21 protein-coding genes are annotated in these 20,507 nt (G+C 60.6%); 15 read left to right on the top strand and 6 right to left on the bottom strand.

Annotated features, from left to right (window positions below):
• Nucleotides 1-193 precede the first annotated feature (193 nt).
• From IB264_RS29495 to IB264_RS29480, 4 genes are all read left to right on the top strand, one after another.
• On the top strand, nucleotides 194-1,138 hold the full coding sequence (locus IB264_RS29495) for a tripartite tricarboxylate transporter substrate binding protein (RefSeq protein ID WP_192434602.1): 945 nt from the start codon (nucleotides 194-196) through the stop codon (nucleotides 1,136-1,138).
• Nucleotides 1,135-1,626, top strand: a complete 492-nt coding sequence (locus IB264_RS29490; RefSeq protein WP_025429027.1) for a tripartite tricarboxylate transporter TctB family protein — start codon at nucleotides 1,135-1,137, stop codon at nucleotides 1,624-1,626. The genes IB264_RS29495 and IB264_RS29490 overlap by 4 nt, the downstream gene beginning before the upstream one ends.
• A gap of 14 nt (nucleotides 1,627-1,640) precedes the next feature.
• Nucleotides 1,641-3,158, top strand: coding sequence for a tripartite tricarboxylate transporter permease (locus IB264_RS29485; protein ID WP_025429028.1), 1,518 nt, complete (start codon nucleotides 1,641-1,643; stop codon nucleotides 3,156-3,158).
• Nucleotides 3,159-3,412: 254 nt separating this feature from the next.
• The gene (locus IB264_RS29480; RefSeq protein ID WP_107028344.1) at nucleotides 3,413-3,580 is read left to right on the top strand and encodes a hypothetical protein; all 168 of its coding nucleotides are present in this window, start codon (nucleotides 3,413-3,415) and stop codon (nucleotides 3,578-3,580) included.
• A 202-nt stretch (nucleotides 3,581-3,782) separates the two neighbouring features.
• On the opposite strand, the gene IB264_RS29475 is transcribed toward IB264_RS29480, so the two are convergent.
• Together IB264_RS29475 and IB264_RS29470 are read right to left on the bottom strand one after the other, a co-directional pair.
• Nucleotides 3,783-4,055, bottom strand: a complete 273-nt coding sequence (locus tag IB264_RS29475) for a hypothetical protein (RefSeq protein ID WP_025429029.1) — start codon at nucleotides 4,053-4,055, stop codon at nucleotides 3,783-3,785.
• Between the two features lie 116 nt (nucleotides 4,056-4,171).
• Complete coding sequence (locus IB264_RS29470) at nucleotides 4,172-5,275, bottom strand: DUF475 domain-containing protein (protein ID WP_025429030.1); 1,104 nt, start codon at nucleotides 5,273-5,275, stop codon at nucleotides 4,172-4,174.
• 449 nt (nucleotides 5,276-5,724) lie between these two features.
• On the opposite strand from IB264_RS29470, the gene IB264_RS29465 reads away from it, so the two are divergent.
• The 3 genes from IB264_RS29465 (at nucleotide 5,725) to IB264_RS29455 (ending at nucleotide 8,027) form a co-directional block, all read left to right on the top strand.
• The gene (locus IB264_RS29465; protein ID WP_192434600.1) at nucleotides 5,725-6,633 is read left to right on the top strand and encodes a DMT family transporter; all 909 of its coding nucleotides are present in this window, start codon (nucleotides 5,725-5,727) and stop codon (nucleotides 6,631-6,633) included.
• Between the two features lie 91 nt (nucleotides 6,634-6,724).
• Nucleotides 6,725-7,120 carry a VOC family protein gene (locus IB264_RS29460; protein WP_057204593.1) on the top strand — a complete coding sequence of 132 codons (396 nt, stop codon included), beginning with the start codon at nucleotides 6,725-6,727 and terminating at the stop codon, nucleotides 7,118-7,120.
• Nucleotides 7,121-7,250: 130 nt separating this feature from the next.
• Complete coding sequence (locus IB264_RS29455; RefSeq protein ID WP_057204595.1) at nucleotides 7,251-8,027, top strand: ABC transporter substrate-binding protein; 777 nt, start codon at nucleotides 7,251-7,253, stop codon at nucleotides 8,025-8,027.
• Nucleotides 8,028-8,166: 139 nt separating this feature from the next.
• On the opposite strand, the gene IB264_RS29450 is transcribed toward IB264_RS29455, so the two are convergent.
• Nucleotides 8,167-8,697 carry a GNAT family N-acetyltransferase gene (locus IB264_RS29450; RefSeq protein WP_192434598.1) on the bottom strand — a complete coding sequence of 177 codons (531 nt, stop codon included), beginning with the start codon at nucleotides 8,695-8,697 and terminating at the stop codon, nucleotides 8,167-8,169.
• 257 nt (nucleotides 8,698-8,954) lie between these two features.
• Here IB264_RS29450 and IB264_RS29445 point away from each other — a divergent pair, with 257 nt between their 5' ends.
• From IB264_RS29445 to IB264_RS29415, 7 genes are all read left to right on the top strand, one after another.
• Nucleotides 8,955-9,659: an acyltransferase gene (locus tag IB264_RS29445; protein WP_192434596.1), complete on the top strand. Its 705-nt coding sequence runs from the start codon at nucleotides 8,955-8,957 to the stop codon at nucleotides 9,657-9,659.
• 216 nt (nucleotides 9,660-9,875) lie between these two features.
• A complete protein-coding gene (locus IB264_RS29440) occupies nucleotides 9,876-10,916 on the top strand; it encodes a Gfo/Idh/MocA family protein (protein WP_113569806.1) in 1,041 nt (346 codons plus the stop codon).
• Nucleotides 10,917-10,920: 4 nt separating this feature from the next.
• Nucleotides 10,921-11,934: an NAD-dependent epimerase/dehydratase family protein gene (locus IB264_RS29435; RefSeq protein ID WP_192434594.1), complete on the top strand. Its 1,014-nt coding sequence runs from the start codon at nucleotides 10,921-10,923 to the stop codon at nucleotides 11,932-11,934.
• Nucleotides 11,931-13,079: a DegT/DnrJ/EryC1/StrS aminotransferase family protein gene (locus tag IB264_RS29430; RefSeq protein WP_192434592.1), complete on the top strand. Its 1,149-nt coding sequence runs from the start codon at nucleotides 11,931-11,933 to the stop codon at nucleotides 13,077-13,079. The genes IB264_RS29435 and IB264_RS29430 overlap by 4 nt, the downstream gene beginning before the upstream one ends.
• Nucleotides 13,079-13,570 (top strand): acyltransferase, encoded by a 492-nt coding sequence (locus IB264_RS29425; RefSeq protein ID WP_192434590.1) that lies wholly within the window; start codon nucleotides 13,079-13,081, stop codon nucleotides 13,568-13,570. Before IB264_RS29430 ends, IB264_RS29425 begins: the two co-directional genes overlap by 1 nt.
• On the top strand, nucleotides 13,567-14,682 hold the full coding sequence (locus tag IB264_RS29420; protein WP_192434588.1) for a DegT/DnrJ/EryC1/StrS aminotransferase family protein: 1,116 nt from the start codon (nucleotides 13,567-13,569) through the stop codon (nucleotides 14,680-14,682). Before IB264_RS29425 ends, IB264_RS29420 begins: the two co-directional genes overlap by 4 nt.
• Nucleotides 14,683-14,684: 2 nt before the next feature.
• The gene (locus tag IB264_RS29415) at nucleotides 14,685-16,316 is read left to right on the top strand and encodes a glycosyltransferase (RefSeq protein WP_192434586.1); all 1,632 of its coding nucleotides are present in this window, start codon (nucleotides 14,685-14,687) and stop codon (nucleotides 16,314-16,316) included.
• A 189-nt stretch (nucleotides 16,317-16,505) separates the two neighbouring features.
• Here IB264_RS29415 and IB264_RS29410 read toward each other — a convergent pair whose 3' ends face one another.
• The 3 genes from IB264_RS29410 to IB264_RS29400 all read right to left on the bottom strand — a co-directional run bounded on the left by IB264_RS29410 (nucleotide 16,506) and on the right by IB264_RS29400 (nucleotide 18,800).
• Nucleotides 16,506-16,709 (bottom strand): hypothetical protein, encoded by a 204-nt coding sequence (locus tag IB264_RS29410; protein WP_057220293.1) that lies wholly within the window; start codon nucleotides 16,707-16,709, stop codon nucleotides 16,506-16,508.
• A 481-nt stretch (nucleotides 16,710-17,190) separates the two neighbouring features.
• Nucleotides 17,191-18,423, bottom strand: coding sequence for a type II toxin-antitoxin system HipA family toxin (locus tag IB264_RS29405; protein ID WP_057220294.1), 1,233 nt, complete (start codon nucleotides 18,421-18,423; stop codon nucleotides 17,191-17,193).
• Nucleotides 18,423-18,800 (bottom strand): helix-turn-helix domain-containing protein, encoded by a 378-nt coding sequence (locus IB264_RS29400; RefSeq protein ID WP_192434584.1) that lies wholly within the window; start codon nucleotides 18,798-18,800, stop codon nucleotides 18,423-18,425. Before IB264_RS29400 ends, IB264_RS29405 begins: the two co-directional genes overlap by 1 nt.
• A gap of 940 nt (nucleotides 18,801-19,740) precedes the next feature.
• Between IB264_RS29400 and IB264_RS29395 the strand changes: the two genes are divergently transcribed.
• The gene (locus IB264_RS29395; RefSeq protein ID WP_192434582.1) at nucleotides 19,741-20,490 is read left to right on the top strand and encodes an SDR family oxidoreductase; all 750 of its coding nucleotides are present in this window, start codon (nucleotides 19,741-19,743) and stop codon (nucleotides 20,488-20,490) included.
• Nucleotides 20,491-20,507: the final 17 nt, after the last annotated feature.

Here is a 20,507-nt window from a genome sequence, read left to right as displayed (position 1 = left end):
TCAGCTTAATGTCAGCTTTCTATGATGGCTTAGCAGTCGCTGGCGCCCCGTGGAGGCGGGCTCGCCGGTTGCGCACTGGGAGGAAGTCACCAATCCGGTCAGCGACAAGGGTCCTTTGGGCACCGTCGCGTCTTCCCGTTCGCACGCAGAAACAACGTGCGCGTGGAAAATCGCGCCTCATGGAGGACTGACCTTGAAACACTTTTTCCTGGCATCCATTCTCGCCGGCGCAATGGCGCTGCCGGCCTATGCGGCTGACTACACCATCATCGCTCCGGCAAATCCGGGCGGCGGCTGGGACCAGACGGCTCGCTCGCTCCAGACCGTCCTGCAGCAGGAAGGCATCTCCGGCAATGTACAGGTTCAGAACGTACCGGGCGCCGGCGGCACCATTGGTCTCGCTCAGTTCGCAAGCCAGCAGAAGGGCAACCCGAACGCCCTGATCGTCGGCGGTTACGTCATGGTCGGCGCAATCCTGACCAACAAGTCGCCGGTTACCCTCAAGGACGTCACCCCGATCGCACGCCTCACCGGCGAATATGAAGCAATCGTCGTTCCAGCCGCTTCCGAGATCAAGACGATGGCTGACCTCGTCGAAGCCCTCAAGAAGGATCCGGGCGCCGTTTCCTGGGCTGGCGGCTCTGCCGGCGGTACCGACCACATCGCCGTTGGCCTGATTGCCAAGGCAGCCGGTGTCGACCCGACCAAGATCAACTACATCGCCTATTCCGGCGGCGGCGAAGCCCTTGCAGCCATCCTCGGCAGCCAGGTTACGGCCGGCATTTCCGGCTACGGCGAGTTCGAAGCCCAAGTCAAGGCCGGCACGCTGCGCCTGATCGCAGTATCGAGCGGCGAGCGCCTCCCCGGCATCGACGCGCCGACGCTGAAGGAATCCGGCCTCGATGTCGTCGTTGAAAACTGGCGCATGGTTGCAGCCGCTCCGGGCTTGACCGACGAGCAGAAGGCAGCCGTTTCGGCCGACGTTGAAAAGCTCGCCAAGTCGGCCGGTTGGCGGGAAGTCCTCAAGACCAAGGGTTGGCAGGATAGCTACCTCGCAGGTGACGCTTTCGCCGCCCAGCTCGACAAGGACGTTTCGGCCACCGAGACCGTCCTCAAGGACATTGGACTGGTGAAATGACCAAGGGGCTCAACCCTTCGACCACAACGCGTCGCCCGGATCGGGCGGCGCTCTTCATCGCGGCCGTGCTGGCCGCCATCGCTGGCCTCATTTTCTGGGACGTGTCGCGCCTGGCAGGCGCTGCCGGTTACTCCCAGGTCGGACCGACGACGGTCCCCTATGCGATCGCCTGCTGTCTTGCGGCCCTCGCCATCTGGACTGTCTTTGCCGCATTCCGCCACGATTTTCCCGAGCGTGAGCACCAGGAAATCTCACCGGTCATCTGGATCGTCGCCGGACTTGCAGCGCAGATGCTGCTCTTGAACGTCGCAGGCTTTTCGATCGCCACCGGCATTCTCTTTGCGCTCACCGCGCGCGGCTTTGGCAAGCGCAAGCTCTGGTTCTCTCTGCCAGTTGGTATTGCGCTCTGTTTTGCCGTCTGGGTGATTTTCGCCAAGCTCCTGCAGTTGTCGCTGCCCGCAGGGCCGCTTGAACATCTGTTCTTCTAAGAGGGCCGTCGACCATGGCTACTTTTGAATTCCTGTTGCAGGGACTATGGGTTGCTGCCCAACCGATGAACCTGTTTTACGCATTGATCGGCGTCACGCTGGGAACCGCCGTCGGCGTTCTCCCCGGCATCGGCCCGGCCCTGACCGTCGCGCTTCTGCTGCCTGTCACCTACCAGCTCGATCCGGCCGGCTCGCTGATCATGTTCGCCGGCATCTATTACGGCGGCATGTATGGCGGCTCGACCACCTCGATCCTCCTCAACACACCGGGCGAAAGCGCCTCGATCGTCACCGCGCTCGAAGGCAACAAGATGGCGCGTGCCGGAAGGGGCGGACCTGCGCTTGCGACTGCCGCCATCGGCTCGTTCGTTGCCGGCCTGATCGCGACGCTCGGCCTTGCCTTCATCGCGCCCTATATCGTCAAGCTCGCCCTGGTCTTCGGTCCGCGTGAATATTTCGCGCTGATGGTGCTCGCCTTCGTGACCGTTTCATCTGCGTTCGGCGATTCCACGCTTCGCGGCCTGACGGCGCTCTTTGTCGGCCTGGCGCTTTCGGTCGTCGGCATCGACCAGTTGACCGGACAGGCGCGCCTTTCCTTCGGTGTTCCCGAGTTGCTTGACGGTATCGAGGTCACGACGCTTGCAGTGGCGATGTTCGCGATCGGCGAAACGCTGTTCATTGCCGCACAGGGCGAGAAAGGCCCGGATAAGGTCGAGGCCGTCCGTGGTTCGATCTGGATGAGCAAGGCCGACTGGGCGCGCTCGTGGAAGCCCTGGCTTCGCGGCACGGTCATTGGCTTCCCGATCGGCGCAATGCCGGCCGGTGGCGCCGAGATCGGCACCTTCCTGTCCTATGCGGCAGAAAAGCGTCTGGCGAAACATCCCGAAGAGTTCGGTAACGGCGCCATTGAAGGCGTCGCGGGTCCGGAAGCTGCCAACAATGCATCCGCTGCCGGTACGCTCGTGCCGCTCCTGACCCTCGGCCTGCCGACGACGGCGACAGCGGCGATCATGCTTGCCGGCTTCCAGCAGTATGGGCTGCAGCCCGGTCCGCTGTTGTTTGCCACCAACCCGCAGCTCGTCTGGGGTCTGATCGCCAGCCTCCTGATTGCCAACTTCATGCTGCTGGTCCTGAACCTGCCGCTGATCGGCCTTTGGGTTAAGCTGCTGACCATTCCAAAGCCGTGGCTTTACGCAGGCATCCTGCTGTTTGCGACGCTCGGCACCATCGGCGCCAACCCGTCGGTCTACGAACTGGGCATGCTGCTCGCCTTTGGTCTGCTCGGCTATGCCATGCGGGTGTTCGGCTATCCGATTGCCCCTGTCGTCGTCGGCCTGATCCTCGGACCGCTCGCAGAGCAGCAGCTCCGCCGGGCGCTGGCAATCAGCCAGGGCGACGTCAGCGTCCTCTTCACATCGCCGATCGCCGCCGTGCTCTTGGTCATTGCCGCTGCGGCACTGATCATCCCGCTGGTCCTCAGGGCCCGCGGACGTGGCGAGGTGCTGGCACAGCTCGCCGCCAACGAAGACTAAATAGCCCTGCCGCGTCGCACCCATTCGGGTGCAGTGCAGCAATGCTTAGACCTTCGGCATAATCTTCCTCAAATCGTCTCCGATTTGGCGAATTATGCAGGAGCCTCCCAAGGCTCAATCAACAGGCCCGGTCGATGGACAGTCGACCGGGCCTGCTTCCGTTGCATGGCTGGAGTGTCCAATTGTGCATTGCAAAAAGACCTGGCAGACCCCATCTTTTGCTCATCAGAGAGAAAACGAAAGCGAGCAAAGAGATGGCTACCACAACTTACCGCAACGGTTTCATCGGCCGCGCATTCGCAGTTCTCGGCGCCGCTAGCGCCGCTGCCGCTGCTGTCGAAGGCCACCGCCGTCCGAAGGCGAGCGACCTGCGCACGCTCGGCATCGATCCGGCCAATTTCCCGGACGCACGCCGCAGCTAACAGAGATTTCCAGCGCCCGTTGCGACGGCGCGCCTTATCCTCCCAAGGATGAAACGGCTCGACATCGAGAGATGGCGGGCCGTTATTTTTTTGCCGCTCGCTCGCAGCGCATTTCCAGGCCGAAGTGCCTGGCGGTTTTTCGTCAGGAAACATCTGCAAAATGAGAAGAGCGTTTCTGTGACTGCGCATAAGGCTGAGCGTCCTAACGCCACGTCGCCATGCGCATCAGATCACGCATGCGCTGCCGCAGGATGCGGCCCCATGGCACCTCCGCATCGATTGCCCGGTATCCCGCCTGCGTCAGCGAAAAGCGGACGCTACCGTCGATCTCGCGTCTGGTGATGTATTGCATGTTCAAGGCGCGAAAGACGGCGGCATGAAGCTCCTGCGGCCAATCGATATCGTCGGCCGGCACCCGATGGGCGCCCGCCCGGTAAACCTCTTCCAAGACCCGCTTCAGATCGCCTGAAATCATCAACCGGTTATCCAGGGATGATGGCCGTTTGGCAATGCCGGCCCGGCCCTTCCATGCAAATGGCCCCGGTGCGCGTGCACCGGGGCCATTTTAAGAGCGCCTATGGTCGAAGGCGTTTATGCCTCGACGCGAGCATGGCCGTGGCTTGCTTCACCACCCAGCTCTGCCTCACGCTCCCGCTTGTTGTAACGGATAGAGGACCAGAGCGAGATACCGATCAGGGCAGCGCCGCCGAGGCCGGTGATCACTTCAGGGATGTGCACCAGCGTCTGGAAGTACATGACCACCGACAGGATCAGGATCGCGTAGAACGCGCCATGCTCCAGATAGCGGTACTCGTTGAGCGTACCCTTCTCCACCAGCATGATCGTCATCGAGCGCACATACATCGCGCCGATGCCAAGGCCGATGGCGATGACGAAGAGGTTCTGCGTCAAGGCGAAGGCGCCGATAACGCCGTCGAACGAGAAGCTCGCATCAAGCACTTCGAGGTAAAGGAAGGCACCGAAGCCGCCCTTTGCCGCCGCACTCATCGTCTGCTGCGATGCGTCGAGCAGACCGCCGACGACCTCGACGACGAGGAAGGTCAAGAGGCCGTAGATGCCCGAATAGACGAAAGTATGCGCCTCTGCCGGATCGAGCAGGGTCGAGAAACCAAGGATCAGCGCCAGCACGAAGGCAATTTCGATGCCCTTGATCGTGGCGAAACGCGCCATCTTGCTTTCGACCCAGGAGATCCAATGCACATCCTTCTCATGATCGAAGAAGTAGGTGAGGCCCACCATCATCAGGAAGGTTCCGCCGAAGGCTGCGATCGGCAGATGCGCATCATTCATGATGCGGGCATACTCTTCCGGCTTGCTTGCCGCCAGAACGATCGCATCGATCGGGCCGATGCCCGCCGCGATGACGACGATGAGCAGCGGAAAGACGATACGCATGCCGAAGACGGCGATGATGATACCCCAGGTCAGGAAGCGGTGCTGCCATTCCGGGGTCATGTCCTTCAGCTTGTTGGCATTGACGATCGCGTTGTCGAAAGACAGCGAGATTTCGAGAACGGCCAACACGGTGCAGATGAAGAATACCGCGGCCATGCCGCCGATCGTGCCGGTCGACTGCCAGCCGAGCCAGGCACCGAGCACCAGGCCGATCGCGGTGACGATGAATGCCCACTTGAAATAGCCAATGGTGCTCGTGTGCGTTTGAGGCTGCGTCATCGACGGACCTCCTTCGCGCGCACGACACCCGGTTCGGAGAAGAAGTGGGGTTTGGAAACGAAAACACGCACGGCCGAAAGGGCACATGCGTTAGGCATGAGATCAGTTTTCATGGTAGCTAATCCGCCGGCTTATTTGCTGGCGGTACCGACATCACGAGAGCGCCGTAAAAACTCTCGCCAGAGGGGCCCGGCACCAGTGTTCATCCCGCGGTCCGATGTCTGGACGGCAGGATCACCCCTTAAGTAGCAGCGCCGCGCGTTACGTCAAGGGGCAACGCCATCTCTCACAGAGTGAACTGGTGTTCCAGGATTGAAATCATCCCAAGCAGATTGACGGCCGGTCCGGCCGGAATCATTCGTAAAACTTATCGTCCCATTCGAACAGCACGATGGATCGGCGTGCCGGAATGTGTCAAAGGCACGCGAACACGTTTGAAAGCCGCTCCCATGACTATAATAGCCGCCTCCGCAACTGCGCCGAATGCCGCTCGGACCGGTGTCATCATCATGCTTCTCGGCATGTTGATGTTCTCGCTCAGCGACGTCATGGGCAAATGGCTGGTGGCGACCTATTCCGTCAGCCAGTTGATGGTCATTCGCAGCATTGCAGCCCTGCTCGTGCTTTCGCCGTTCATCCTGAAACGCGGGCTGCGTTCGATGTTGAAGGTCGAGCGGCCGTGGCTCCAGGCGCTGCGCTCGCTGCTTTTTGCCGTCGACGCATCGGCCTTCTATTTCGCCGTCGCCTACATGCCGCTCGCCGACACCATGACCTATTGGCTGGCAGCGCCAATCTATGTTGCCGCGGCCTCGCCGTTCCTGCTCGGCGAGAAGGTCGGCTGGAGGCGATGGACAGCGATCCTCGTCGGCTTTGCCGGCGTCGTAATCGCGCTCGAACCGTCAAAAGACACCTTCAGTCTGCCGGCGCTGATCGCCCTTGTCGGCAGCGCCGCCTTCGCCTTCGCGCTGATGCTCGGCCGAACGCTGCGCTCGACCCCGGATACGACACTGGTCTTCTGGCAGGTGATCGGCGCGCTGGTCTTTTCCCTGGTCGGCGTTGCCGCCAACCCAGCCGGTTGGGCGCCCGTCGATGGCGAGGCGATCCTTCAGCTCGGCATGCTGGGCATCGTGGCGATGCTCGCGCACATTCTGGTCAACCGTGCGCTGAAACTCGCGGATGCGGCAACGGTGGTGCCACTGCAATACACGCTGCTGCTTTGGGCCGTCGTCTTCGGCTGGTGGTTCTTCGGCGACACGCCACGTCCGACCGTCATCATCGGCGCCGGGCTGATCGTCGCCTCGGGGCTCTTCATCTTCTTCCGCGAACAGCAGTTGAAGAAGCGTGGCCGAACCATCTAGCCATTGGACGATCGGAACTTCTGGACGAAGGGTTCCATCCTTCTTCGTCCTCTGCTACCTCGCACGCGTCTCAAAGCTGAAGGAGGCTCACTTGGCCAAAGCAATCCATTCGATGATCCGGGTGCTCGACGAGCAGAAGTCCCTGGATTTCTACAGAGTGGCATTCGGGCTTTCCGTAGCCGAGCGGCTCGATTTCGAAACCTTCACGCTTGTTTATCTCAGCAATGAAGAGAGCGAGTTCGAGCTCGAGCTGACAATCAACAAGGATCGAACCGAGCCCTATGCGCTCGGCGATGGCTACGGTCACCTCGCTTTGTCGGTGAGCGATCTCGACAGCGAGCACAAGCGATTGACCGATGCGGGGCTTGGTCCGAACAAGATCGTCGAGTTCAATCGAGACGGCGCACTTCTGGCGCGGTTCTTCTTCATCATCGATCCGGATGGCTACAAGATCGAGGTCCTGCAGCGCCACGGCCGGTACAAGTGATCGTCCGATGGCGGTCATGATCAATCGAAACAATACCGATTATCGCGCCTATCTATTTCGCTTATAGGCGGACCGGACTTAGTGTTCTCCCGGAAGCATCAAGAATGATGCGCTAACAAGGGGAACACGGATGAAGAAACAGATTGCAGCAATGATGCTGGCTGTCATGGCGACGGCAACGGCGGCGACAGCCGCTGACAAGATCAAGATCGGCACCGAAGGCGCCTATCCGCCCTTCAACTTCGTCGATTCCGCCGGCAAGATCGGCGGCTTCGATGTCGATATCGGGCTGGCGCTTTGCGAGCGCATGAAGGCCGACTGCGAGGTTGTCGCGCAGGATTGGGACGGCATTATCCCCGGTCTACTAGCCAAGAAATACGACCTCATCATCGCGTCGATGTTCATCACCGAGGAACGCAAGAAGCAGGTCGCCTTCACCAATCCCTACTATCTTGCGGCTATGACGCATGTGGCGCCGAAGGGCGCTGGCATCACCACGTTTACCAATGAGGCCCTCAAGGGCAAGGTGATCGGCGCCCAGTCGGGCACCACGCAGGCCGATTTTATCGCCGCCACCTATCCCGACGCCGAGATCAAGCTCTATCCGACCCAGGATGAAGCCAATCTCGACATGGTCAACGGCCGCCTTGATCTGCAGGTCGGTGACATGCTGCCGCTCCTGGATTGGGTGACGAAGAACGACGACGGCAAGGCTTGCTGCGAAATCATCGGCGAACCGATCACCGACAAGAAGTTCGTCGGCGACGGCGTTGGCATAGCCGTGCGCCAGGACGACAACGACCTGCGCGAGAAGCTCAACAAGGCACTCGACGAAATCCGCGCCGACGGCACCTACAAGAAGATCAACGACAAGTACTTCACCATCGATGTCTATACGATGAAGTAGGCCAAACGTGATTTCACCGGCCGCCGCCAAGGCGGTCGGTGCTAGCTGCGCAAAAGCGAGCCGTGGTTTTGCGACAACGACATGCGCAAAAACAAGAGCTTAAGGCACTGTAAGCAATTCTGAAATATCGCGACGGGCTTTAGGCTTCGGGACACCAGACCAACAGGCAAAACTCGTCGTCATCCTGCTGCGCGGCCTCGACGAAGTCGCATCGTTGGAAACAGGCTAGGCTTGCCGCATTGTCGATCTCGATGTGGGCATGAAGCTCGGCGAAAGCGCGCGCTGATCCACTCAAGAACGCAAGCAGGCTGCGTTTACCGTAGCCCTTCCCTCTTAAATCCGGCCGCACGGCCAACTCGATGTGGCCGACGCCATCCTCATCGCGGTCCACCTGGATTTCGGCAAGCATTTCTCCTCCAGGCTCGGCCGCAACCCAGCAGTGCGCGTTGTCGCTCTCTTTTACATGCGCGAACCAGTCATCGGTCGGGTAGGAGAGGAAACGGCTGATCTCAGCGTCCGCGAACCAGGAGCGATAGGTTCCGAGGTCCGCACGCGCGAACCGCCGAAAGATGATCTCCGGCGCCGGTTCATCTGTCATTCTGCTGCTGCTCCTTTTTCCGGTTTGATACCGGCCGAGCGCCTGCTGGAGCGCGGCCGGCCCTGTCGTCACTCGGCCGTAGCGTGCAGCTGGCGTTCGACGATGGCCAGGAAATCCGGATCCGCGCGAGCGCTTCCAGGGCCCAAATACCCCTCGAGCCACTCGGCTTCACAATCCCAACCGCCGTCGACCAGTTGGCGTCGATGCGCCGACACCGTTAATACCCGAGAAGTTTTCGTGAGATGTCCCGTCAAATCATTTGGCAGAGCGCTGACATGCGATATCAATGCTGTCTGCCGACTCCAATAAGAAATGCCGCGAAAGCCACGATGCCGAACCAAGTTCTCGACGACCTTGCCGCCTTGCTCAACAGGCCAGTGGACGATCTTCTCCGCTCAATCCCACAATTGGGAGACGATGCCTCCCGCGCTCTGCTCGAACAACTGCTGCCACTCATGGCGACGCCGTCAAAACCACCAGGTCCTTCCGGTGTGGATGTCTTCAGCAGCGACGACGCGCGACTTCGCGCGCAGATTCTGACTTACCACGCGACGGAACTGATGACGGATCGCGAACGCGCGCAGTTTCTCGGATTGCCCAATGGTTGCAGGATCCGCGAACGTGCGAAAATCCTGGCTCCTGAAAAACTCGAATGCGGGGAAAATGTCTGGATCGGGGAAGGCGCTGTACTCGATGCTCAAGGCGGTCTGGAGATAGGTGACAATACCCAAATCGGACTCGGCGTCATGGTCTGGAGCCATACCAGTCATCGACAGGCCACCAGCGGTGAAACGGGATCCTCCCGCGACAAGATTGCCTATCGGCGTACGAGCATCGGCAGCAACTGCTTCATCGCAGGGCCCTCCGTCATAGCACCGGGCGTAACGATAGGAGACAGGGTGATTATTTCCCCCCTCACCTTCGTTGACCGAGATGTCGCCGATGATGAAGTTCTGAGTGGCCCGCGGTCGCTAAAAAAACTTGAAGAACGCGTCGCTGCGTTGGAGGCACAGCTGGCAGGCCAAAAGAGCTAAGCGCCCGACAGGCGATACCCGCTCCAGGCCTAAGCGCTGGTCTTGCCCCCTCTGCGCGAGTGCAGCACGTCCAAAACTACGCTCGGATCCTGTGCATTGGCACGTTGCCCCCTTGCCCGCCAGCATGGCAAGGCATCGCGTCGGCCCTACCCACGTCAGGCCCAAGCAAGCTTTCCTCGCAATATGAACCTACGCGGTTGCTTGAGAGGAATCAGCATGATCAGGGTCGCACTTTGCGGGATGGGGTATTGGGGGCGGAATCTTTTTCGGGTGCTATCGAGCAACCCTGGCATTGAACTCGCCGCCGTCGTCGATCCGAAACCGGAACTCGCAGACAAGCTTCGCCAGTCGCACCCGCAGATCGTCGTTCACGCCGATGCCAGCACCGTCATGGCAGATCCAACGATCGATGCCGTCGTCATCGCGACGCCGGTGTCGTCGCACTACGATCTGGCGCGCGCGGCCCTTGAGGCCCGCAAGCACGTCATGGTCGAAAAGCCGATGTGCGCGTCCAGCGCCGAAGCGAGCGACCTTGTCGCACGCGCCGAGGCTTACGGGCTGACCCTGATGGTCGACCACACCTTCCTCTTCCATCCGGCGGTCCTTAAACTGGCGGACCTCGTGCACTCAGGCGCGCTCGGCCACGTTTCCTATTTCGATTCCCAGCGCATCAATCTCGGGCTCTTCCAGCCCGATGTGAACGTCCTCTGGGACCTTGCGCCGCACGATCTGTCGATCCTCGACTTCCTCTTCGGCATCGAGCCGGTTGACGTCGAGGCAACAGGTTACTGCCACGTCAATCAGGGTTCACCTGACATCAGCTACCTGACACTGCACTATCCCAATTCGATGGTTGCCCATCTCAATCTGAGCTGGATGTCGCCGGTAAAGCTTCGCCGCGTAGCGATCGGTGGCAGCGAGCAGATGGTCGTCTGGGACGATCTCAACCGCGACGAACCGCTGAAGATCTACGATTCCGGCATCACGTTCCATTCGAAGCAGGAACGGGATCTCATCCTGCCGAACTACCGGATTGGTTCCGTGTCTTCACCGCGGCTAGCCGCATCCGAACCGCTCGTCGATGTCATCGAACACTTCCGGCAATCCATCACCAAGCAAGTCACCTGCAAGACAGACGGGCGCCTTGGCCTGCGCGTCGTGCGCACCCTGGAGCGCGCCCAAGCCGCACTTGATCTCAGCCTTCGGCGCGTCCGTGGGTTCATGCCCGTCTCCATCAACGCAGTAGCCGCGGAATAAACCAATGCAGAACACATCATCGTCCGAGACCGTCAACGCGCTCAAAGGCAAGCGCATCCTGGTAACGGGAGGAGCCGGCTTCGTCGGCTCGCACATCGTCGATCAGCTGATGCAGCAAGATGTCGCAAAGGTCGTCGTCATCGACAACATGGTGCGCGGCAGGCTCGCCAATTTGGCAGCGGTCGCCCACCCCGATCGCCTCGAAGTCATCAACGCGGATATTCGCGATCGTGACCTGCTCGACGGCCTGATCGGCAACAGCGACGTCGTCTTCCATCAGGCAGCACTTCGCATCACCCATTGTGCTGCCGAACCGCGTCACGCTTTCGAAGTGATGGGGCAATCGACATTCGATCTGATCGAGTCCTGCGTGAAGCACCGCGTCGAAAAGCTCATCGCCGCCTCTTCCGCGTCGATCTACGGGCTTGCGCCAGAATTCCCGACGACCGAAGCCGCAGCGCCCTATGCCGACCGGACGCTCTATGGCGGACTTAAGCTTCTCAACGAAAGCCTGCTTCGTTCGTTCAACGACATGTTCGGTCTCAATTACTGCGCCCTGCGTTACTTCAACGTCTATGGCACGCGCATGGATATCCACGGTCGCTATACCGAAGTGCTTATCCGCTGGATGGAGCGCATCGCCGCCGGACAGGCACCGATCATCTTCGGCGACGGCCTGCAGACGATGGACTTCATCGATGTCCGGGACGTCGCACGTGCCAATATCGCAGCGGCGCTCTCCCCGGCGTCCGACCAGGTCTATAACGTTGCCTCGGGCGAAGAAGTGTCGCTCAAGCAACTCGCCGATGCGCTGCTGAAGACGATGGGACGGCCAGACCTTTCGATCGAATACATGCCGGCTCGAAGCGTCAATCCGGTCGAGCGGCGGCTCGCCGATCCGAGCAAGGCTAAGGAACAGCTCAGCTTCGAAGCGACAATCAGCCTCGAACAGGGGCTTTCCGATCTTGTCGAGTGGTGGCAGCAGGAACGCGCACTCTCGATGGAGGCAGCGCAATGATCCCACTGATGCGTCCTCTTGTCGGCCAGTCTGAAGCTGACGCTGTTGCCGCGGTCATTGCCTCCGGCTGGCTGACGCAGGGCCCGCAGGTTCTTGCTTTCGAAAACGAGTTTGCAGCCATGACAGGCGCTGCACATGCCTGCGCGGTATCGAACTGCACGACTGCCCTGCATCTGGCGCTGCTGGCCGTTGGCGTCGGTCCGGGCGACGAAGTCATCACCGTTAGCCATAGCTTCATCGCCACGGCCAACTCCATTCACATGTGCGGCGCAACGCCGGTGTTTGCCGATATCGGTCCTGATGGTTTCAACATCGATCCGAACGCAATCGCAGCCCTCATCACGCCGCGCACGAAGGCAGTGCTGTGCGTCGACCAGATCGGCATGCCCTGCGATCTGCCCGCGATATGTGAAGTTGCCCGCGCCCATGGCCTGCGGGTGGTTGAGGACGCTGCCTGTGCGAGCGGAGCGGAAATCCAGGCCAACGGTACCTGGACCAAGCTCGGCGGCACGTTCTCCGATGTCGCCTGCTTCTCGTTCCATCCCCGCAAGATCCTGACCACGGGGGAAGGCGGAATGATAACGACGAACGATCCCGAAATCGACGCACGCTGCCGCCTGCTTCGCCAGCACGGCATGAGCGTTTCGGATCTTGCCCGTCATAAGTCCAACCGCGTCGTGACCGAAACCTACGACGAATCCGGCTTCAACTACCGCATGACCGACATGCAGGCGGCCGTCGGGCGCGAACAATTGAAGCGGCTGGACAGTATCGTTGCCGAGCGCCGTGCCTTGGCGCGACGCTATGCGGAGCAATTCAGTGAAATCGGCGACGTCACTGTACCGGCCGAACCCGGTTGGGCGCGCTCGAACTGGCAGAGCTACTGTGTTGGCCTGCCTGAGACGGCGGATCGCGACGGCGTCATGCAATCCATGCTGGACAAGGGCATAGCAACCCGCCGCGCGATCATGTCGAGCCATCTCGAAAAGCCTTGGCAAAACGCTCGCCACGGCGGGTTGGAACGATCGGAGAAGGTGAGCCGCACCCATCTGATCCTTCCGTTGTTCAACGGCATGACGGAAACCGAGCAAGACATCGTGGTCGACGGTCTAAAGACGTCGCTCTCCGCGCAAGGATTGAATTGATGCCGGTCGCCGACACTGTTGTCCTGGGTGAAGACGTCGTCATCTACCATCCGGATCTCGCCAATCTCTATGGCTGCAAGATCGGAGATGGCACACGTGTCGGCACTTTCGTCGAGATTCAATCCGACGTCGAGATCGGTGCAAACTGCAAGATCCAGTCGCATTGCTTCATCTGCTCAGGTGTCACCATCGAAGACGGCGTCTTCATCGGGCACGGCGTGATGTTCACCAACGACCGCTACCCGCGAGCAATCAATGACGACGGCAGCCTGCAATCGGCAGCCGATTGGACCTGCCTGCCGACGCGCGTTTCCAAAGGCGCCTCGATCGGCAGCAACGCAACGATCCTGCCGGACCTGGTCATAGGTCAATACGCCTTGGTGGCTGCGGGTGCCGTCGTCACCCGTAGCGTTCCGGACCACGCAATCGTCGCCGGCAACCCCGCCCGCATCGTCGGCTCAACTTCCCCTTCGCAACGGACACCCGCATGAACGCGCACGCCTCAGTACCTTTCGTCGATCTGTCGATCCAGTGGAACCAGATCCGTGCCGACGTCATGCCCGACGTCGAACGGCTGTTTGAGGCAAACGCCTTTTGTCTGGGGCCATGGGCCACCGAGTTCGAAAAAAGCATCGCCGACTATCTGGGTGCGCGACATGCCGTGGCCGTCAGCAGTGGCAGCGCCGCTCTGCACCTGGCGGTCATCGCCGCCGGAATTCGCCGTGGCGACAAGGTGCTCGTGCCTGCCCATACGTTCATCGGCACAGTATGGGGCCTTCTTTATGAAGGTGCTATCCCGATCTTCTGCGACGTGGAAGCGGCCACCGGCACCATTGATCTTGCCGATGCCGAACGCCGGCTCGACGACGGCGTCAAAGCCATCATCCCGGTGCATCTCTACGGGCAGCCTGCCGACATGACGGCGACGATGGCGTTTGCTCGCCGGCACAATCTGACCGTCATCGAGGATGTCGCCCAGGCGATCGGTGCGCGCCATGGCGGCCGCAGCCTCGGGACGATCGGCGATCTCGGTTGCTTCAGCTTCTATCCCGGCAAGAACCTCGGCGGCGCCGGTGAAGGTGGTCTCATCGTCACCAATGACGACGAGCATGCCAAGGCGCTGCGGGCGCTCAGAGACCATGGTCAATCGCAGCGGTATCTGCATGAACGGATTGGCTACAACTACCGCATGGACGGCCTCCAGGCGCTTGTTCTTGGCCACAAGCTCGGTCACCTCGACGCCTGGACGGATCAACGGCGCGCAATCGCAGCGCGTTACAAGGACACTCTTGCGGCAACACCGTTGATGCTGCCGGAGATCGTGCATGGCGATCACGTCTATCACCTCTACGTGGTGCGCACCGAACGTCGCGACGCGTTGAAGGCTTATCTCGATGGGCACGGCATCCAGACGGGTCTGCACTACCCCATCCCGCTGCATCGGCAGCCGTGCCTGCTCGAAATCGCTGTGGGGCAATCGAACTTCCCTGTCGCGGAAGAATTCGCATCCCAGGGTCTGTCGCTACCGATGTTTGCCGGTATGCGCGTCGACCAGCAGCAGCGCGTCATTGACGCCGTCCTTGCATTTTTCGACGGAGAATAGCCATGGCCGAGACAGAACCGCGTCGCAAGGTTCTCTGCGTACGACCGCGACCGAACCCGAACACCGCGCCGATGCTCGCAAATGTCGTCGATGAATGGGTGCATACGCTTGCGTTGCATTGCGATGTCAGCGTCATCGAACAGGACTTCGATTTTGCCGAGGTCTACGAACAGCTGAAACCCGATTTCCTGATCTTCGATTCCGTGCATTGGGGCCGACCGCACCGGCTGAATATCGCCAACGCACAAGCACACCCGCATGTGCCGCGTGCGCTCTATCTCAACTGCGACCCGCACGACCCGATGCGGCCGCTGATTCTACAGATGCTCGACAACTACGGCATCGACACGGTTTTCTGCACCGGCAACGAACAAATCCAGCACATGCCGGAACTGCTGCGGATCGCCTCTTTCATACTGCCAAAATTCATAGATCCAACCGTCTTCCAGGACTACAAACTCGACAAGATAATCCCCGTCACGGTCTTCAGCGGGCATCTTTTCCCGAGTTTCTATCCTTGGCGGGCGCAGGTGACGGAAGAGATCCAACGCCTCTTCCCAACCTTGGTGTATACGCATCCCGGCTACGACAAGAACCATCAGGCCCCCTTCGAGGTTCGTGACGAGAAATACTCTCAGCTGATTTCGCAGAGCTATTTCTCCATCGCCGACACGACACGGATGGACTACGTCGTTCGCAAGCATCTGGAGATTCCCGCATCCGGCGCCATTCTCGTCGCGCCGGAATCGGAGCCCTTGAAGGAATATGGCTTCGTCGATCTTGAGAATTGCGTGCTCGGCTCCGGCCGCGAACTTTATATCAAGATCAATGCTATCTCCCGCAGCCCCGACCTCTATTCCTACATCTGCAAGCAAGGGCACGACCTCGTCCATAGCCGCTACACCCGGCAACACTGGACGCACATGCTTGACTGGTTCGAATGCCGCATCCGGCTGCAGCCCGGCGAAATCGTGCAGCAGCAGGGCAAATTCGGATCGTTCGAAAATGTCAAAGCGGCTTCCGGCGCGCCGTGGATTGCCGACGCTGTCATCTTCGACAGTCCGATGTCCGCCGTGCTGCGGTCGGCGCGCGACACGATCCTCTCGGGAGAAGACCTTGCATCAACCAAGGCAGCTCTCAACGATCTGACCAACTGGATCGGCCATGTTGCTGAGCCCTGGCTCCTGCTGGGTGTCATCTCGCTTCTTGAGGGGGACCTGAACCAGGCGGCCCTTTGGCTCAGTCGCAGAGGCAATGCCCAGGGCCAATCGGACCCGGAACTCGGCCGCCTCGATCCGGTCGAAATCGCCTGGTTGCTGATGCTTGCCGAACTGCTCGAAGACGAGGGCCTTCGCGACCTGATGCTGGAGCGCGCGCTTGACGCTCCCCACCTCAGCATCCGACGCATGCAATGGCTATGGCGTGACGATCCAGATCAACAGGACGGCGAAACGACAGGTGTGGACGGGTTCGAGCCCGGCGACTGCCTGTCGATCCACTGGCTCGGCCAGGAAGATCTCACAACTTGGATTGCCCTTGCCGAGCGCGTGCTGGCTGCCAATGGCAGGGCAGATCGCATTCGCTACGGTGCTGTTCTTGACGGCCGGTCCAAGATCATGCTCGGGACAAGTTAAATTGAGGCGAAGGGCGGCCATTGATAGCAACGGACTCATCGCGATCACGGCCCCGATCGAGGCTGGCCTCCGCTTGTCTTTCGATCCCTTGATGAACACTTCGCGTTCGGCAACCTCGACGCGCTGGGCGAAGGCGCGCAGGGGATCGCGGCGGTAGTCGCCGCCGTCGATGCGCATTCGCTTGCGGGTTCAGTGGCGGCGATTCTCTGCACCATCTGCGTGGAACGCATGCTGCCGGACATATTGGTCCGGCACGCAGCGTTCATCAACGAACGCAGAAGAGAAGACGAGGAGCGAGAGCGCCGCCATCGAGACGCCGAAGCCCGGCGCCGACGTGAGGAGGCGTTCAATAGTCGCGAGAAACGCCGCATGGAGTTTGTGGATGCGGTTCATGAGCACCGACCCATCGGGACAAGTTGACCGCGGCGCTGACTCATCTCGAAAGTACGACGTCCGAGGATGCGGCGAGAGTAAGCGCAATGGCGACGTGGATCCGGCAGCGCCTGAAGCAGATTGACGCCCTGGTCAGACCCCAACTCCTTGATATTTCAGCGAGATCATCCAAGGTTAATTTCGCTGTGCCCGACCCTGAAACGGAAACCGATAGCGGCAGTGGCTACTTTGGTTCTTCGCCTCCCACCGACCTTCATCTTTGGTCGATCGATAACGAAATGGAGTTGGCCACAGCGTGCGCGCCACTGGAATGGGCTTACGCCGCAGGGTTGCTGGTTGAGAAAGATCAGGCGGATAGGCGAATTATTACGCATGTGAGATGCGTGATAATCAGAACTAATACAGATCATATTCTCACGGTTCACAGACGAAATATGTCATATATGACAAGTTATCGGAAGATATCGCGCATATATGAAGCTTAAATAGCGAGCGCTATCTCAGTCTGGTCGTTCATGAAGGCCGGCTCATATTGCCGCGCCAAAGCCCCGGATACGCCCACCTGTCGAAGTGCCTCACGCCATTCATCGGAAATACGCCGCGCTGTCTCGCGGATCATTTGGTGGGCGTCCTCTTCGGCGATCTCGAAGAACTCGCAGGCTTCCAACGCCAGACGGATCGACCGATCGTGCACGCCACCTTCCAGTATCGCCGTTTCGAGATGCGGATTGCGGTCAGGCGCGGGGTTCACATCGAAAACCGGAGACAATCGCCAGCGGCCGGCCCCCACATAGAGGAAGCCGTGATTCTTCAGATGGTCATCCTTGTTCGATACGAGGATGGTGAAGATCAGGCGCAGAAAGAGTTCGCGGAAATCGGCCTGCGGATCAGCGGCATTTGCCCGCATGAAGTCGATGATCTCCGAATAGGAACCGAGCTCTGTCCCGGTCTTCCCCAAAGCGGTGCGGGCCGAGATGTAGGGAATACGTCCTGTCCCGCGCCTGTCGAACCGCCGGATCAGAGCGACCGGGAATGGCGTGTCGGCGAGTTCCAGCCTGACTTCCGGAGTGCGGATGCCGCAGGCCCGGGCGAGGCGGAGGGTGGCGACCTCGACGCACTCGATCGGCTGTTGGTCATGAACCGAGGTGAACTTGGCGAGCCAGAGCGTCTCGCCATCCCGGACATTGGCCTTGGGCCGCGCGCCGCCCGAACCGCCCGCACCGGCGAGCGCCTGCATGTCCTCGGTGGATATCTCCTTGCCCTGCTCATAGGCCCGAGCGATGGCGGTGATAGCCTCCAGATCGACAAGGCGCGGCACTGTGTCGGCCGCGCCCCCCCGGAGGATTTCTCCCCTATCGTCCACAAACCGCAGCGCGCCTTGTCGGCAGACATCATCGGAGAGCGTCAAATACCCGAATTCGGAAAGGCCGTTGCCATAGGTGCGTTCGAGAAGCCTGCGGCCCCAACTATCCGGCGCGGCGTCGGCGAAGACGCCCGCCAATGCGTCGCGCATGTTTCCGGGCTGACCAGATGTGTGAAATGGCCCAGCTTCAAGCGGAAAGGTTGGCTGCACGGCAAAGGCGCGGGGATTGTCGATCCAGGCTGGATCATAGGCAAAAGTCGAGAACTGCCGCGGCCCGGCCTGCGTGAAACGCAGCTGACCAACGGGTGTCAGGCTCTCGCCAAGAACGACATGGGCGTTGAAGTCGGGCATCAGAATGACGCGCCGTCCGGATCGACGGCATCCGGATCATCCTGTGCCGTTTTACCCTTGGCCTTCTGTCTGCGCAGTGCGGTCGCAAAAGACCGTCCGCGACGCGGCTGGCGTTCGGCGGTCAACGCTAGACCCAGATCATCCTTGCGGATGTCGACCAGGTCGGCCAGCCGGTCAACAAGACCAAGCACAACCAGGATATCGGCGAGCGTGCCGATTCCGACACCAGGATCCCCCTTCTCGAGGCGCGAGACGGTGCTCGGTGACGTGCCCGCACGCACCGCCAGATCGGCAACGGCGATGCCGCGCCGCAAACGAGCGCCCCGCACGTCGTGTCCAAGCCTTTCGAGGGCGGACTTTGATTTCGGCGATCCCATAGCAACGATCCAGATACGATGATAAAAGAGCTGTATCACATCATATATGACCAATTACTGAATTCAACAAGGTGCCGTGGCTGGGTTTGGCGGCCGACTAGGCGACGTGCTGACCCCTTCCACGTCGATGAGGCGGAGGCGAGGCGCTATGATTGACTGGCTTAGACATCAGGCAAGCATGCACGTCCCGCCTGGGACCAGTCAGGGCCAAATAAGACCCGAGGCCAGTCGCCGGCCACAATAAGCAGCATCGCCACGGCGACGATGATCTGCACGGTTCGCAACGTGATGTTTTGCAGGACAAGCTTGCCCACGAACGATCCGGCGAACGCGCAAACCGTACCTACTGCAACCGGCGCAAGCAGTTCCTGCTACTGAATAAGGTGCTCGGATAGGACGCCCGTCCCGTAGGTGATCAACCTGACTGCATCGACGATGACCGCCGAGACAACGCCCGTGGCGACGAACGCCTCCTTCGTCAGGTCGGCTTTCAGCAGAAAGCGGAACGTAGTGCCTCTTGATTGCCGGAGAGACCGCCGAAAAACCCCGACAGCACGCCTCCAAGTGGCAGCCGGTGCGACGGGAAAGCCAGTGTGTGGAGACGCGGCCAAAGTTCCAGAATGCGGATACGACGATCAGCGCCCGATGACGGCCTTGACGACAGTGATTTCATAGGTCGATCGCCGAGCGTGTAGCTCGCAAGAGCCGGCATCTTGTCGGACCGGGTGAGCAGGCTTGCTTCGACAATGGCAGCGACGGCCGCCGGAAGACCGAACCGCGCCACGACCGGCCAACGCCCGCACCGCTCGATCGGGCACTGACCGGCGACGCACCTCGTCGCCGTCAAACCTCCAGGTTGGCTGACACGGCAACACGCGCTAAACGTTGGATGTCGAGACTTGGCGTTGTTTCGACCGCGATGACAAGTCACGAGGTATATATGTTCGATCTCAACGGCAAATCAGCTCTCGTCACCGGCGGTGGCCGTGGACTTGGCTTTGAGATGGCAAAGGCACTTGCCAAGGCGGGCGCGTGGGTGGCGATCAATGGCCGCAATCGCTCGGCTTTGGAGGCGGCACGCGATCGGGCCGCGAGTGAAGGCATCACGCTTGAGACCGCGCCCGGCGACGTGGCGGCAGATGTAGACGAGATACTGGGCGCGGCGACAAGCAGCACCGGAAGGCTGGATATTCTGATCCACGCCGTCGGTGAGCGCGACCGGCGCGGTACGGCCGAGATGGATGCTGCCGGCTTTGCGGCCCTCATCAACACTGATCTCACTGCCGCATACGGGATGGCGAAGGCAGCGCTACCCTATCTCCGGCAATCGGACGCCGGACGGCTGATCTTCGTCACCTCGATCGCCGCCTTTGCAGCCCGCGCCGGCGACCCTGCCTATACCGCGGCGAAGGGCGGACTTGGCGCATTGACGCGATCGCTTGCAGTCGAGCTCGGCTCTGACAGCCTGACCGTTAACGCCATCGCGCCCGGCTGGTTTGCAACGGAAACCAATGCCGCGCTTGCCGCCGACCCCGTGTTGCTGCAATTCGTCGATGTCCGCATCCCATTGAAGCGCTGGGGCCGGCCGGAAGAAATCGCACCTGCCGCCGTGTTCCTCGCGTCACCAGCCGCGAGCTTCGTCAACGGTATCACCTTGACGGTCGATGGCGGCATGACGATTCAAATGTAAGCCGCGGCACTCGAAGC

The organism is Ensifer sp. ENS11 (assembly GCF_014851895.1).
Classification (GTDB): domain Bacteria; phylum Pseudomonadota; class Alphaproteobacteria; order Rhizobiales; family Rhizobiaceae; genus Ensifer; species Ensifer canadensis.
The sequence above is the reverse complement of the archived record's forward strand: the minus strand, read 5'-3'. Positions and strand labels throughout refer to the sequence as shown.

Excerpts from the sequence above, each read along its gene's own strand:
- IB264_RS29490 (WP_025429027.1), top strand. The coding sequence starts at position 1,135 with ATGACCAAGGGGCTCAACCCTTCGACCACAACGCGTCGCCCGGATCGG.
- IB264_RS29485 (WP_025429028.1), top strand. The coding sequence starts at position 1,641 with ATGGCTACTTTTGAATTCCTGTTGCAGGGACTATGGGTTGCTGCCCAA.
- IB264_RS29480 (WP_107028344.1), top strand. The coding sequence starts at position 3,413 with ATGGCTACCACAACTTACCGCAACGGTTTCATCGGCCGCGCATTCGCA.
- IB264_RS29475 (WP_025429029.1), bottom strand. The coding sequence starts at position 4,055 with ATGATTTCAGGCGATCTGAAGCGGGTCTTGGAAGAGGTTTACCGGGCG.
- IB264_RS29470 (WP_025429030.1), bottom strand. The coding sequence starts at position 5,275 with ATGACGCAGCCTCAAACGCACACGAGCACCATTGGCTATTTCAAGTGG.
- IB264_RS29465 (WP_192434600.1), top strand. The coding sequence starts at position 5,725 with ATGACTATAATAGCCGCCTCCGCAACTGCGCCGAATGCCGCTCGGACC.
- IB264_RS29455 (WP_057204595.1), top strand. The coding sequence starts at position 7,251 with ATGAAGAAACAGATTGCAGCAATGATGCTGGCTGTCATGGCGACGGCA.
- IB264_RS29445 (WP_192434596.1), top strand. The coding sequence starts at position 8,955 with ATGCCGAACCAAGTTCTCGACGACCTTGCCGCCTTGCTCAACAGGCCA.
- IB264_RS29440 (WP_113569806.1), top strand. The coding sequence starts at position 9,876 with ATGATCAGGGTCGCACTTTGCGGGATGGGGTATTGGGGGCGGAATCTT.
- IB264_RS29435 (WP_192434594.1), top strand. The coding sequence starts at position 10,921 with ATGCAGAACACATCATCGTCCGAGACCGTCAACGCGCTCAAAGGCAAG.
- IB264_RS29430 (WP_192434592.1), top strand. The coding sequence starts at position 11,931 with ATGATCCCACTGATGCGTCCTCTTGTCGGCCAGTCTGAAGCTGACGCT.
- IB264_RS29425 (WP_192434590.1), top strand. The coding sequence starts at position 13,079 with ATGCCGGTCGCCGACACTGTTGTCCTGGGTGAAGACGTCGTCATCTAC.
- IB264_RS29420 (WP_192434588.1), top strand. The coding sequence starts at position 13,567 with ATGAACGCGCACGCCTCAGTACCTTTCGTCGATCTGTCGATCCAGTGG.
- IB264_RS29415 (WP_192434586.1), top strand. The coding sequence starts at position 14,685 with ATGGCCGAGACAGAACCGCGTCGCAAGGTTCTCTGCGTACGACCGCGA.
- IB264_RS29410 (WP_057220293.1), bottom strand. The coding sequence starts at position 16,709 with ATGAACCGCATCCACAAACTCCATGCGGCGTTTCTCGCGACTATTGAA.
- IB264_RS29405 (WP_057220294.1), bottom strand. The coding sequence starts at position 18,423 with ATGCCCGACTTCAACGCCCATGTCGTTCTTGGCGAGAGCCTGACACCC.
- IB264_RS29400 (WP_192434584.1), bottom strand. The coding sequence starts at position 18,800 with ATGGGATCGCCGAAATCAAAGTCCGCCCTCGAAAGGCTTGGACACGAC.
- IB264_RS29395 (WP_192434582.1), top strand. The coding sequence starts at position 19,741 with ATGTTCGATCTCAACGGCAAATCAGCTCTCGTCACCGGCGGTGGCCGT.